This is a genomic window from Microcoleus sp. Aus8_D2, assembly GCF_036702665.1.
GTDB lineage: Bacteria > Cyanobacteriota > Cyanobacteriia > Cyanobacteriales > Microcoleaceae > Microcoleus.
On the sequence record NZ_JAUBUN010000046.1, the window covers coordinates 18312 to 33306 of the forward strand.

At 44.9% G+C, this 14995-nt stretch carries 7 protein-coding genes and 1 pseudogene; 4 read left to right on the forward strand and 4 right to left on the reverse strand.

Annotated features, from left to right (window positions below; genetic code table 11):
• The first annotated feature begins 206 nt into the window (after positions 1–206).
• Positions 207–5033: an AAA family ATPase gene (locus QUB64_RS26965; RefSeq protein WP_442921722.1), complete on the forward strand. Its 4827-nt coding sequence runs from the start codon at positions 207–209 to the stop codon at positions 5031–5033.
• Positions 5034–5099: 66 nt separating this feature from the next.
• A pseudogene (locus QUB64_RS33075) lies at positions 5100–6047 on the forward strand (sensor histidine kinase); the annotation flags it as partial.
• 308 nt (positions 6048–6355) lie between these two features.
• On the opposite strand, the gene QUB64_RS26970 reads toward QUB64_RS33075, so the two are convergent.
• On the reverse strand, positions 6356–7612 hold the full coding sequence (locus tag QUB64_RS26970) for an MbnH family di-heme enzyme (RefSeq protein ID WP_333276572.1): 1257 nt from the start codon (positions 7610–7612) through the stop codon (positions 6356–6358).
• 118 nt (positions 7613–7730) lie between these two features.
• The gene (locus tag QUB64_RS26975) at positions 7731–8696 is read right to left on the reverse strand and encodes an MbnP family copper-binding protein (protein WP_333276569.1); all 966 of its coding nucleotides are present in this window, start codon (positions 8694–8696) and stop codon (positions 7731–7733) included.
• A 206-nt stretch (positions 8697–8902) separates the two neighbouring features.
• On the opposite strand from QUB64_RS26975, the gene QUB64_RS26980 reads away from it, so the two are divergent.
• Positions 8903–9325, forward strand: coding sequence for a BlaI/MecI/CopY family transcriptional regulator (locus QUB64_RS26980; RefSeq protein ID WP_333276566.1), 423 nt, complete (start codon positions 8903–8905; stop codon positions 9323–9325).
• A 371-nt stretch (positions 9326–9696) separates the two neighbouring features.
• Entirely contained in the window at positions 9697–10164 is a 468-nt protein-coding gene (locus QUB64_RS33080; RefSeq protein WP_442921724.1) for a M56 family metallopeptidase, read from the forward strand.
• Positions 10165–10548: 384 nt separating this feature from the next.
• Here QUB64_RS33080 and QUB64_RS26990 read toward each other — a convergent pair whose 3' ends face one another.
• Positions 10549–12738, reverse strand: coding sequence for a PAS domain-containing sensor histidine kinase (locus QUB64_RS26990; RefSeq protein ID WP_333276560.1), 2190 nt, complete (start codon positions 12736–12738; stop codon positions 10549–10551).
• Positions 12739–13399: 661 nt separating this feature from the next.
• On the reverse strand, positions 13400–14878 hold the full coding sequence (locus tag QUB64_RS26995; protein ID WP_333276557.1) for a leucyl aminopeptidase: 1479 nt from the start codon (positions 14876–14878) through the stop codon (positions 13400–13402).
• Positions 14879–14995 lie beyond the last annotated feature (117 nt).

Consider the following 14995-nt stretch of genomic DNA (forward strand, 5'->3'; position numbering starts at 1 on the left):
CGCATATTCACGCAAATAGACGCAGATAGGATCGACTCTATCTGCGTTTATCTGCGTCTATCTACGGTTAAAAATTACAAATTTTTTTTTTTGCTCCCTCTGGACTTACGCAACCGTGTTTGATATCGCTCTCCCTGTCAAATAATAAAATAGAATGGAATTGAATGTTTTAATTTAACTGTTGTCTAAGAGAGGAGCAACGAGCTATGGAGGCGATCGTAAATTTGTTGGGTTATCAAATAACTGACCAACTCTACGCAGGTACGCGCACCCTAGTCTATCGAGCAATCCGTACCAGCGACCAATACCCAGTCGTCATCAAACTACTGCGGAACGAATACCCCAACTTCAGCGAACTCATCGGGTTTCGCAACCAGTACACCATTGCCAAAAATCTCGACTTCCCCAGCATCATTCAACCCCTGACCCTAGAAGCATACCACAATAGCTACGCCTTAGTCATGGAAGACTTTGGCGGAGTCTCTCTCTCTACTTATCTCCAAACAGCAACAGATAAAAACCAGCCTTCTAACTGTTTATCTTTAACAGAATTTCTCAAGATCTCTCTACAAGTAACTGACATTCTCGAATATCTCTACCAAAGCCGAGTTATTCACAAAGATATAAAACCAGCCAACATCTTAATTAATCGCGAAACCAAACAAGTTAAACTAATTGATTTTAGTATCGCCTCACTTTTACCGATAGAAACTCAAGAGATTTTGAATCCCAACATCCTCGAAGGAACATTAGCCTATATTTCACCCGAACAAACCTGGAGAATGAATCGCGGCATTGACTACCGCAGTGACTTGTATTCCCTAGGTGTTACTTTCTATGAATTGTTAACAGGAAAGTTACCATTCGTGTCAGACGATCCGATGGAATTAGTACATTGTCATCTAGCCAAACAGCCGATCGCGAGCCATACAATCAAACCAGCGATTCCACTAATTTTATCACAAATAGTCGATAAGCTGATGGCAAAAAATGCCGAAAATCGCTATCAAAGTGTATTAGGATTGAAGCACGATCTAGAGACTTGTTTGGCTCAATTACAAGCAACTGGTAAAATAGATGATTTTGAACTAGGAAAGCGAGATATTACAGACAGATTTATAATTTCCGAGAAACTCTACGGTAGAGAAACAGAAGTAGAAACTCTACTGCAAGCATTCGATCGAGTCGCTAACCCCCCCCAACCCGGGGGGCTAGGGGGGGTCGAAATGATGCTAGTAGCAGGTTTTTCTGGAATTGGGAAAACTGCAATAGTAAACGAAGTCCACAAGCCGATCGTGCAGCAACGCGGCTATTTCATCAAAGGGAAATTCGACCAATTCAATCGCAACATTCCCTTAGGGGCTTTGGTGCAAGCATTTCGCGATTTAATGGGACAATTGTTGAGTGAAAGCGATGTCCAATTGGCGGCGTGGAAAGCCAAAATTCTCGACGCCGTGGGCGAAAACGGACAAGTCATTGTGGATGTAATTCCCGAACTAGAACAGATTATCGCACCACAACCTCCGGTGCCGGAACTCTCCGGTAATGCTGCTCAAAATCGCTTCAACTTACTCTTTCAAAAATTCATCTCTGTCTTGACAACTAAACAGCATCCCCTCGTGATGTTTTTAGACGATTTGCAATGGGCTGATTCGGCTTCTTTAAACTTGTTGAACTTTTTGATGAGTGAAGCCAGTTCGGGATATTTACTAATTCTGGGGGCCTATCGAGATAATGAAGTGTTTCCAGCTCATCCCTTGATGCTGACGCTGGAACAGATTCAGAAAGCTCAAGCGATCGTCAATACAATTACCTTGAAACCATTGGTAGAAATGACGGTGAATCAGTTGGTATCAGACACCCTGGGTTGTACTGCGGAATTAGCGCAACCCTTGACGCAATTGGTGTATCAGAAAACCAAAGGGAATCCGTTTTTTACCACCCAGTTTCTCAAAGCACTACACGAGGATGGGTGGATTGAGTTTACCCCTCCAACCAGGGCGGGCACGGGGGCTACGGGGGGGTGGCAATGCGACATAGTTGCGGTGCGACAGTTGGCATTAAGCTCAGATGTGGTGGAGTTTATGGCATTGCAGTTGCAGAAACTTCCGGTAGAGACACAGGAAGTTTTGAAACTGGCGGCTTGTATTGGCAACAAATTCGATTTGAATACCTTGGCGCTAGTCTCTGAACAATCGCCAATCGAGACGGCAACAAACCTATGGAAAGCATTACAAGAATGGCTGATTATCCCGATTAGTGAAACCTCCAAATTCTTCCAAGCGAATGACTCAAGCGAGTGCGATCGCAGTGGTGAGATTAGGGTTCCTTATAAATTCTTGCACGCTCGCGTCCAACAAGCAGCCTACTCTCTGATTGCTGAAGATATCAAGCAAGCAACTCACCTGTCAATGGGGCAACTATTGTTACGCGATTCTTCCACCAGCGAACGCCAAGAGCGACTCTTTGAAATTGTAAATCATTTGAATATTGGCATTGCCCTAATTACATCACTTCAAGAGCGGGAAAATCTGGCAGAATTAAATCTAACTGCCGGACAAAAAGCTAAAACTGCTACAGCATATCCAGCGGCGATCGAATATCTGGCAACAGGGATCGAGCTTTTACCAGCGGATGCTTGGGAAAGCCATTATCCCCTCGCGCTGGCACTCCATGAAGGCATTACCGAGGCCAGCTATCTCAACACCGATTTTGAGCAGATGGAAGGGTGGGCGAGTGTAGTGCTGCAACAGTCAAAAACATTGCTAGATAACATCAAAGTTCAGCAAACTCGGATTTTGGGAGCCAAAGCCCAAGGGCAATATCTAGAGGCGATTCAGATTGGGTTGTCGGTGTTACACTCCCTGGGGATTGAATTTCCACAACAACCCACCCAGGCAGATATTGAGCAGGCTTTTGGGGCAGGGCGATCGCACTGGGCAGACAAATCACCTTTGAGTTTACTTGATTTACCCACCATGCGCGATTCCCAGCTTTTGGCGGCGATGGAAATCTTGACAGTTTTGGTGTCTGCCACCTATATGTCAGCTTCTAACTTAATGCCATTGCTAATTTTCAAACAAGTTGAATTATCCATCCAATCTGGCAATTGTCCAGTTTCTGTATTTGCTTATGGTGATTATGGCTTAATCCTATGTGGCATCATGGGCAATATCGACAACGGTTACGAGTTTGGGCAATTGGCATTGAGCCTTCGAGATCGACTCCAACTAACATCCTTCAAAGCCCGAAATCTTTATGTGGTTCATCGTTTCATCAAACATTGGAAAAAGCCACTCTCTGAAAGTCTGATTGGGTTGCAAGAAACATACCGCAGTGCGCTAGAAACTGGAGAGATTGAGGTTGCTTGCTTAAGCGCTGTAGCATACTGTTATTACGCTTATTATGCGGGAATTGAATTAACAGAACTTGCTCAGGCGATGGATGCCTATCGTCAAACTATCGATCGATACCAACACGCTGCTTCCCGTCATTCTGAAGAAATCTATTATCAAACTGTACTTAATTTATCGGGGCAGGGTGAGGTGCCTTATCATTTGACGGGGATGAGCTTTAACCAGGAAAAATCCCTCTCTGAACTACAATTAACCAATCAACGATCCGCATTGTTCGACTGGTATTTAAACCAAACTATTCTCTATTACCTCTTTGGAAAAGATGCAGAGGCAATCCAATTCTCTGCCCAAACGGCTCAATATTCAGATGGTGCCTTGGCGACGTTTTTAGTTCCCCTCTATTCCTTTTTTGATGCGCTGATTCAATTAACCCAGTATGCAGAAGCATCTCCAGAAGAGCGTCAGGCAATTCTTTTACAAGTGCAACAGCATCAGGATAAATTGGATCATTGGGCAGCATTGGCTCCTGCGAATCATCAACATCGCTGGGAATTGGTAGCAGCCGAGCAATATCGGGTATTGGGAAATAAAACCGATGCCATTGAACACTACGATCGCGCCATTACCAGTGCCAAAGCTAACAACTTCATTCAAGATGAAGCGCTAGCCAACGAACTTGCAGCCAAATTCTACCTCAACTGGGGTAAAGAAAAAGTTGCCGCTGGTTATATGCAATCAGCCTACTATTGCTATGTCAAATGGGGAGCCAAAGCCAAAGTTGTCGATCTGGAAACCCGTTATCCTCAATTGATCCAACCGATATTGCAGCAACCCCAAACCAGCTTTAATCCCTTAGAAACTCTGACAAATATTACTCATTCATCGAGCAAAGTTGACAGTACCATAATTTCTGATGCCTTGGATTTTGCCTCTGTAATTAAAGTGGCCCAAGCTCTCTCTAGTGCGATCGAATTGGATGAACTACTCCGCCAACTTACCCAAATCATTCTGCAAAACTCCGGGGCTGACAAGTGCATATTACTTCTACCTCAAGACGAAATATGGCAAGTCAAAGCCATCTCAACTCTGGAAACCACAGAACTTTGTTCAGAACCTTTAGACGATTATCCCAATGTTCCCATCAAACTGATTCAGTATGTCAAACGGACGCGATCGGTAGTTGTAATAAACAATTTACAAACCGATTTACCCGTCATTGGCAACTATCTCAACCAACACCAGCCCCAGAGTGTGCTGTGTTTACCGATTCTGGATCGAGGGCATTTAGCGGGAATTCTCTACCTGAAAAATCAATCTACTGCTGGGGTATTTACGAGATCGCGCATCACGGTGATCGAGTTCCTTTGCACCCAAGCCGCTATTTCTTTGGAAAATGCTAGACTTTATGCTGAATGTAAAGCTTCTGAACAATCATTGCAAGCAACTAATAACTTACTTCACTCCTTCCTAGAAGCAATACCAGACTACTTTTTTGCTAAGGACTTACAAGGTCGTTATCTGATTATGAATTCAAATGTAAGTAAGTTTTTTAATACAACAATCAATGAAATACTTGGCAAGACTGATGCCGATATATTCCCCCCTGAAATTTCGGAAGCGATTATGAAAATAGACAAAGAAGTGACAGAAACAGGTATCACTAAACGCATTGAATAAATCGTCCCAGATGATGGAGTAGACAACAGATATCTATCTGTTAAAACACCCCTCAGAGATCCGGTGGGAAACATCATTGGTTTGATTGGTATTTCTCAAAATATTAGCGATCGCAAACAAGCCGAAGCCGTCATCACTCAAAAATCCGAGGAATTATCACAAGCCTTACAAAACTTGCAGCAAACCCAACTGCAAATGATTCAAAGTGAAAAGATGTCGGCTTTGGGTAACTTAGTCGCCGGAGTCGCCCACGAAATCAATAATCCCGTTGGCTTTGTTTCTGGCAATCTGCACGAAACCAAACAAACAGTGCAAGACTTAGTAGAACATCTCAATTTATATCGATCTCGCGCCCCGGAAACCGAGATTGCCGATCGTGCCGCAGACATCGATCTCGACTATATCATTGAAGACTTGTTCAAAATGATTGATTCGATGAAACTGGGGTGCGATCGCATTAAAGGCATCAGTACCAGCTTGCGCACCTTCTCCCGTGCTGATACCGATCGCCCCGTCGCCTGCAATATCCACGATGGCATCGATAGCACCATTATGATCCTGAAACATCGCCTCAAGGCAAACGAAAATCGCCCAGAAATCCCAGTGGTTAAGGAATACGGTGATTTACCACAGGTGGAGTGCTACGCCGGACAGTTGAATCAGGTGTTTATGAATTTGTTGGCAAATGCGATCGATGCTTTGGATGAGTCAAATATTGGACGTAGTTATCAAGAAATTGCCAATCAAATTACGCTCAAAACCGATATTTATCCAGAGAAAAAACAAGTAGTAATTCGCATCAAAGATAATGGCATAGGCATGACTGAAGGGGTGAAACAGAAGATTTTAGATCATCTGTTTACAACCAAATCTGTAGGTAAAGGTACGGGGTTGGGATTGGCGATCGCGCGGCAGATTGTTGTTGAGAAACATGGGGGTGCGATCGATGTGAATTCTCAGCCCGGTCAAGGTACTGAATTTGCGATCGTCCTGCCAGTCTGTTCCTTGAATTAGGCACACTAACCTTATACATCTGGTATTATATCAAGTCCGGTAGCAGCGGACTTGTATGGCCGGGGGGGGTTTATAAAATTTGTCGTACCTATACTAAATCCGGGTTACTCATCCCCTTTTTGAGTGAGATTGCTAATTTCTCCCCCTCCCCCCTCTTGTTTCTCCCCCTCCCCCCCTCTCCCCCTCTCGCGGGAGCTCGCGCAATAGGGAAGGGGTTTTTAACCCGGATTTGGTATTAATCCTGTATCTAGGCGAAAGAGCCCCTACACAAGTTGACGGATACAAGTCTGAATCAAACGGAGATGATATTACAGATTCGGAGCTTTTAATTCGGGGTTATTGATAAATTCTTCATCGGTCAAACTGCGCAGGAAAGCTAGCAAATCGCGCTGTTCTTGTACTGTCAATTTAAACCCAGAAACAAAATTACTTTTGAGTTGATTTTCACTTCCTACTCCTGCCAATTCTCCTTTTTTAATAGTTCTACCGCCCGCTTTGTAGTGACCGATAACTTCTTCTAAAGTTTTGATACTTCCGTCGTGCATATAAGGTGCAGTCAAGGCAATATTTCGCAAAGTAGGTGCTTTGAATTTGCCCATATCTGAGGGTTGGTTGGTGATTTCGTAAACCCCTGTATTGTTTGGCGGATAAGCGCCTTTGCCGTCTATATTGTACAGTCCTGTATTGTGAAAAGCAATTTCTTTAAAAGCCAAGCGATCGTGCACGATCGAATCGGAAAAATTTAGGCCTCCGTGACAGTGGAAGCATTCTAAACGTTCGCTGTTAAATAATTCTTCCCCCCGCTTAGCTGAGGCTGAGATAGCGTTATTGTCGCCGCCGTACCGATAGCGGTCGTAGGGAGAATTTAGGGAAATTAAAGTGCGTTCAAAAGAGGCGATTGCCTTGGCTAAATTGCTGATATTAATATTGTTTTTTCCCCTACCAAAAGCGGCCTCAAACATTTTTTGATATGGTAAATCTGACCGCAGCATTGCCAAAAGTTCCTGTTCTTTACCTACCATTCCCATTTCGATCGGATGTTCGCCAAACAGGGGAACTAATAGCTGAGATTCCAGTTTATTCTGTAGCGGATTTGCCCAAGTTAGCACTGAATTGTAGCCGATATTGGCTAAACTCATGGCATTGCGCGGGTGTTTTTCGCCGGTGGCGCCGACTCCTACTGTTTTACCGTCTGTAAAAGCTTTGGCTTGAATGTGACAGGAAGCACAGGAAAATGTGCCTGTAATTGACAAGCGTTTTTCGTAGAAAAGATGCCGCCCCAGTTCGACTTTTTCGTTGTTCATTGGGTTGTCGGCTGGTACAATTGGTTTCGGCATCCAAGCGGGGATATTCCAGTTGTAGGTTTGAGGTGGAGGAGTGGCGTTCGCAATTTTTTTTTCCCAAAAAAGGTTAGTCAGGGCGATCGCCAAAAAACACGACCAAATGCAAATAATAGTAAAGGTGAATAAGCGACTTAATTTCATTTGTGGGATGGGGGCGAGTTTACTTAAATTATCTGTCATCTTCAAGCTTATTGGCGAACCCGCCCCTAAGCTGTTACGCATTTAAATTACTAACCACCGACAGTAAGTTGCGTCAGGAGCGAACACTCCCACAGCAACGGAAACGCTTGTGTACTGACGCACCCTACTATCGTCCTTTAAATATCGAACAGCTTACAGCTTACTTAACTTTAAAAAAAGTTTGTCTGGCGGCTGGTTTTCCATCAAATGACCAACCTAAATTATTCATAATTCCGCTGCAATCGCTATCCTTGGGTTCTGACATACAACCTGGAGGAGTGTTCGGTTGGTTTACTGCCAAATTGCTATTAGCTACCAGAGACTTGATATCGGCAACTACTGTATTTTTTGCGGCATCGAATTCATTTAAAAAAACTTTTGCTGTGTTAGGATTTGTACAGCTATTTGCTGGCTGATTTTTTTCGCCTGCTGTGCATCCGGTGCTGCCTAAATGGATGACAAAACCTGGTGTATTGCCGTGATTTTCGTTCTTTTCATGACTGTATTGTTCTGGTTTTGTGTTAGCAACTTCCTGAATGCGATCGCCCTGAGTGTGGCTGACGGGCTTGGTGCTTTTAGTTTCATTTTTCATGTCGATCCGCAGAAATTTGTAGCCGCCGCGCCAGTTCCACCACAGGGATGTTAAATTCAGGGGAGAAGGTGCTAGACTTGCGTCTTGGTGATTGAGGTTAGAAGGTACGCCGATGGTGAATTGTAGGCCTTTGTAGTTGCCTTTGGGTATTGTACCAATTAGCCGATCGCGAATTTCGACTGTTCCGTTAGCACAAGCACCGGATTTGTTCTCAAAATCTAGCAAAGCCACGTTTTGATGCTGCCATTTGCCGTCTTGTTTTAAACTCAGGGGTACAGCTTTACCGCTAGCATCAATTAAAGCAACATCCGATACATAAAAACGGAAATCTGTAACGGTAACAGTAGCAGCCGGCGTACCTAAATTGCTGTAGCTTTCGCCGCAGTTAAACGGTTTTTCGCCTACCATCGCACTAAATTTAATCTCGATTTCTTGATTTTCTGCCGCTGTGGCTTGATGCCTGTCAATAGCCCAATAGCTGCACAGCATAGCGATTCCTGCGGCAGTTGAGGCGAGGATTAGTTTTTTTTTCATTGAGAGATACTTAAAATACTGAGTTGGATAATTTCCGGATAATTGTTACACTTTTTTGCTTGAATTGTCAAATGACGGCTTGTCAAACTTGTAAATAGCAAAATTTCTGATTAAGTGTTTCTAAAGAAACAGTCGATCGAAATCCTCAATGATGTACTGTTGGTAAATAATTACTTATATCCCTAAAATCTCTAATCTAAAATCCTATGAATCCTCTGCCGAATTACCGCCCTAAGCAACTATCCCTCGGCCCTTTGGAGGCAGAGATTTTAAATATAGTTTGGGAACTAGAAGTTGCTACAGTGAAAGACGTGCACGATCGCATTTTATCCGATCCCGATCGCGAATTGGCCTATGCTTCAGTAACAACCGTGCTGCGGCGCCTTACAGACAAGGGTTGGCTGGTTTGCAACAAAAGTGAACGGACATTCACTTGGCAGCCTTTAGTTTCTTCCCGAGAAGCCCAAGCATTGTTTGCATACGATCGCTTGCAGAAGTTCCTAGCAGTTGGCAATCCTGATATTGTAGCAGCATTTGCTGACAGTCTCGACCAAGCAACCGTCGAACAATTAGAAGAAATTTCCCTTCGCATTCAAGCTGCCCGCCAAGCCCGGGAGGAGCAAAAATAATGCACTTAATCCTGATTGTTACCGCGTTGGTTGCTGCTTGCTGTTTGAGAATTAGATGGTCTGTTCCTGAAGGCAATTGGGCCAGTCGCTGGCAGCGATCGCTCTTATTTTTCTTGTTTCCCCCGCTGCTATTGCTCGCGACAGCTATCGCAGTGATTTTTATGGGAACTCAGGGACAAATGGTAAGATTGTGGGACGGATGGTTTAGCTATTTACTAGCTGTGATTTTTCTGATTGTAGCAGCAATTTTGTGTATTAAGTTAGCGGCGGATGGCCATCTATTTTTAAATCAAATTCGCACCTGTCCTCATAAAAAAATAGCCGGAATAAATGTCAGAGTTCTTGACACCCCCGCTCTATTTTCTGCTATAATTGGTTTCTGGAATTCAGAATTTGCTGTCAGTACGGGATTGTTGAAAAGCCTAGACTCAGCTCACCTGCAAGCAGTAATTACCCACGAACAAGCCCACTACTATTATCGCGATACCTTCTGGTTTTTCTGGCTGGGATGGCTGCGGCAAATTACTGTTTGGCTGCCGAATACACAAGCTTTGTGGGAGGAGTTATTAACATTGCGGGAATTGCGGGCTGATGCTAGAGCGGCGGCGGGAGTTGATGGTTTATTATTAGCAGAAGCTTTGCTGTTAGTGGCGAGTTACCCGCACCAAAATTTTGATGTAGCTTGCGTGGTTGGTGCTGTCGGTTCGCCAAATAGACTGGGAGAGAGAATAGAGGCGCTGTTGGCAGAGCCTGAACCTGTTTTAAAGGTGAATAAGTGGTTTTTTGCTTGGTTGATTTTAACTCTTTTGCCTTTATTAAGTGTTCCGTTTCATAGTTGATTGAAGTTGCAGGGAAGGTAAGCTATGGCGCAAATAAACATTGCATATTCGGGACGCTGCTCTGAGCAACTGCCCACAATAGTTTGATTATTTATTGAGATACAATTTAAAGGCTGAACAGCTTAAGTTGAGATAATTGGTATTGAATTTTTCTCGTTTAAATCTCAAGGCTTTGCGATTGCAAGCGCCCCGTTCGCAATGACAGCAAGTATCCATTATATCGTGTCCGATCGATTAACCGCAATCAGATGAGTTTGTAGTCCCCCCGAAGAGTCCGCACGTGCGTTCCGTTTTTGTGATGGTAATCGACTGGTTGGTAGTGAGGACTTCAGTCCTCATAAAAAAATCTAAGGACTCAAGTCCTCACTACCAACTTATTTTTGATCAGGGAAGCTCGATCGCAAATTCCGTCCCCTCACCCAAAACCGAACGGCATATCAAGGCTCCGCCGTGTTTTTCCACGACTATTCGGTAACTGATGGCTAACCCCAAACCAGTGCCTTTCCCCATCGGTTTTGTGGTGAAAAATGGGTCAAACAATCGGCTGCGCACTTCTTCTGTCATCCCGATCGCATTATCGGCAATGCGGATGCAAATACTGTTTTCGTTAAGGGCTTCTGTGCGAATTATAATAGTTGGTTCCCAGTCGGCGCCGCCCGATCGCCTTTTTTGGTTGCAAGCATCTTCCAGGGCGTCAATACTGTTGCTAAGCAGATTCATAAATACCTGATTTAGCTGACCTGCATAACATTCAATTAAGGGCAGTTTACCGTAATGTTTGATTACTTTTATTTCTGGATATTCGGCTCTAGCTCGCAGTTTGTTGTGCAAAATTAGAAGGGTGTTGTCTATGCCTTCGTGAAGGTTGGCGGGCTTCTTTGCCGAGTCGTCTAAACGCGAGAAGTTTCGCAAGCTCAGAACTATTTCGCGAATGCGATCTGCTCCCATTTTCATCGAAGATAATATTTTTACCAAATCTTCTTTCAAAAATTCTAAATCGATGTTTTCAATATATTCTTGAACTTCTACGGGTGGCTGAGGATAGTTTGTTTGGTAAAGTTCTACAAGCTGCAACAAGTCTCTCATATATTGGCTGGCGTAGGATATATTGCCGTAGATAAAACTCACGGGGTTGTTGATTTCGTGAGCCACTCCTGCTACCATTTGACCGAGACTTGACATTTTTTCGGTATGAATTAGATGAGCTTGAGTTTCTCGGAGTTCTTTGAGAGCGATTTCTAGCTGGTGGGCTCTGTTGTTGGCGATCGCCTCGGACAGCCGCAAAGCATCCTCCGCTGCTTTGCGCTCTGTCATGTCAAAAATGGCGCCGTTGAGCGATAAAACTTGACCTGCTGCGTTGAAAATGCCTTGACCTTTCTCTGCAACCCACCGCACATTTCCGTTGCAGTGAATCAGGCGATATTCGATCGCGTAAGGTTGTTTTGTCTTGATAGCCCGATCGATAATTTTATCGATCTCCTGCGCGTCATCGGGATGAACTATACTAGGAAAAGCCTGCACTGGTTGAATCATAAAGTTAGCTGCGGGATAGCCGGAAATAGCTTCTATGCCGCTGCTGATAAAAGTTAAGCTCGATCGCCCCGCAGCACTGCAACGGTAAACCGCGCCGGGAATATTAGAAACTAATGACCTAAATTCTTGTTCCTTTTCTCGCAAAGTTGCCTCAATCCGCTTGCGCTGGCTAATGTCGCGAGCAAAGGCGCATTGATATTCTTTGTCGTTAAACTGCAAATGGTCGATCGTAATTTCCACCGGAAAAATGCGACCAGACTTAGTGATGTGGTGAACTTCAATATTAACGGAACCGCACCGTTTTAAGACTTTCCAGTGCAAATTCCAAGCAGTTTCGGGAAAATCTGGATTGATGTCGTGCACAGTCAGATCGAGCAATTCTGCCACAGAATATCCCAAGGAAGAGCAAGCGGCGTCGTTGACGTACAAAAATTTACCGTCCGATCCGATCCAGAATACCGCATCTGCCGATCGGTCGATCGCCAATTGAGCCAGTTGCAACTTTTCCTCAACCCGGTGGCGCTCCGCAATTTCTTTTTCTAACTGTTCGTTAAGCGAATTGAGAGCTAAAGCGCGATCGATAATAGTTTCTGCCTCTGCAAGCGCGATCGATTGTTTTGCCAATTCTCCATTTTCTTCTACCTGTTTGAACGGCAATTGTGGAATATTTTCGGTTTGATTTAAACCCGAATTGGCAAGTGCTTTCGGCCTCAGGGCGATCGCGACTGCGGCTAAAAGCAAAAAAATCACAGCAATTGCAGCTTTGAGAGCTACCGACAGCCAATACATGGAATGCCCAACCGTCCAAACTTCCATCAATTGAGCAGCGCCGCAGGCAAAAAAACCGACGGTAAACAGCCGTCCAATCTTGCTGTGAGAACTTTGGCGAGTAAAATAAACTAAAGATAGCGCCAGAGAGCAATAAGCCAGTGCCGTCAGCGAGTCAAAAACAGCGTACAGTCGCAACTCCCGCAGCGCGTCGCAGCCGAGTGCGGAAGATACAGTAACTGTTGAAAAAAAAATTGTTAATACTTGTTGCATAAAGTTCAAGAAAAGTTATCTGTACCAATGCAAATCCCATCAAATATAATTATTTGATTTCGCTGGTTGAAATATTTACATAATTATATACTTTTTTCAGTTTTTATGAAACAGCTCTTTTTTCAGGGAATTTCAAAACTGTGTAGGTTGGGATCGGGGAGCGCAGCTTTCCCCAAGTATCAGCGATTGCTTTGGCAGCGGCTCGGAACGCTTACTTTCCTCGCAGTGACGGAATACATAGGTTCGCGTACTTATTGTTTATGAAAAATAGAAATTTTTAATTATGATGATTGACTTTTTTTTACCATAAAGAATTGGGTTAAAGCCGGAACTTTTGTAGGGAGAAATTAAAATCAGACTATTCATTCCTCCAATCCTCTTCCTTCTTTTGTCAAGTGCCCTCAAGCGGTCAACTGTCAACTGTCAACTGAAAGGACTTATAAGCCCTAGATACCCCCTAATTCTTGCCCCCTACTCCCCCGAGCGAAAGGGGGGGGACAGGAGCATTCTCTTTCGTCAACCCCTACTCCCCAAGGGAGAGGGCGATTTAGGGGGATCTAGACTCGGCTATAAACGATAGATACAGAGGCTTTTACGCTTAAGTTGGGACTAATGGGCATTGCGGCCTCCCTACAAATATCACGTTGAAGAATTGGTAAAACTAAGCGCCGCCCAGCACCAAATGCACCAGAGTCCGAACTCCAAAACCAGTTGATCCAGCGCCGTTGTAGCCGTTTTCTTTGTCGCTCCAAACTGGGCCAGCAATATCTAAATGCGCCCAAGGAGTATCCTTGACAAACTGCTTCAAAAATAGCGCCGCCGTAATCGAACCGCCGGGACGAGGCCCTGTGTTTTTCATATCAGCGTGCAAAGCTTTCAAGCCATCAAAATACTTCTCTTCCATCGGCATTCGCCAAAACTTTTCGCCTGCCAATTCTGAGGCGGCGACGATTTCGGCGGCGACGCTATCTTGAGGACTCCACAAACCTGCGATATCTTCGCCCAAAGCAATTACGCAGGCGCCAGTCAGAGTTGCTAAATCGACAATTACGTCAACTCCCAACTTATCAGCAAATACCAAAGCGTCAGCCAGGGTTAAACGGCCTTCGGCGTCGGTATTGTTAACTTCAATTGTTTTGCCGTTGGAAGCTGTGAGGATGTCTCCAGGGCGCATGGCGTGGCCGCTGATCATGTTTTCGGTGACGGCGCTGATAAAGTGAACTTCGACATCTGGTTTGATGTGCCCGATCGCCTTTGCGGCCCCCAAGGTAGCAGCAGCGCCACCCATATCTACTTTCATCATTTCAATGCCGCTGCCCGCACCTTTGATGTTCAAACCGCCGGAATCAAAGGTCAATCCTTTGCCGACGATCGCAATTTTGCGGCGCGGTGTGCCTGCGGGTTTGTAAGTCAGGTGGATGAATTTTGGCGGCAAGTCGGATGCTTTGGCAACGCCGAGAAAGGCTCCCATGCCTAGTTTTTCGCACTCTTCTTGCTCTAATATTTCTAATTCTAAACCGCATTCAGCCGCCAGACTTTGAGCGGTTTCGGCCATGGTAATCGGGGTGACATAATTGGCCGGTGCTGCGACTAATTCTCGTGCTAAAATAACTCCGGCTGTGATTTGGCGGGCGCGGGCGATCGCACTTTCGGTACCGGCAAAACCGAGCAACTGAATTTGTTCTACTTGCGGGCTTTTATCGTCGGGTTCCGATTTGAAACGGTTGTCTTGATTCAGGGAGAGTTCTACACCTTCGGCGATCGCACTTGCTGTAACATCCGGCGCGTTTTTCCACACCGGAAAGCTAATTCCCAGGATTTTGCATTTCTCTTTTTTGGCTAACTTGGCGCAAACGCCCGCAGCTTGCCGCACGGTGTCTAATTTTAAGTCTGGGGCTTTCCCCAAACCGACGATCGCAATTTTGCGGATGGGATTGTTGCCGCCGACGCGGGCGATCGCACTCTGGCCCGCTTTGCCCTTAAAATCTACTTCTTGAATCAGCTCTTTCAAAGTGCCAGCCAGTTGTTCATCTAATTGTGCCAGCTCCCCGCCCAGCTCTAGAGCGTCCTCAAATAGACCAATTGCCAGGGCATCTCCCGTCCAAGCAGAGGGTAGCGTATCGGTGACTAGAAATTCCATGTTTTGATTTACAGTTGAGATTTTAGATTTTTGATTGTACTTGGTTGTTGGTGGTTTGTGGTTTTTTTTGCAGGTGCGGGCAAATATATCGATCGCACAAATTCCCCGCTCCACATC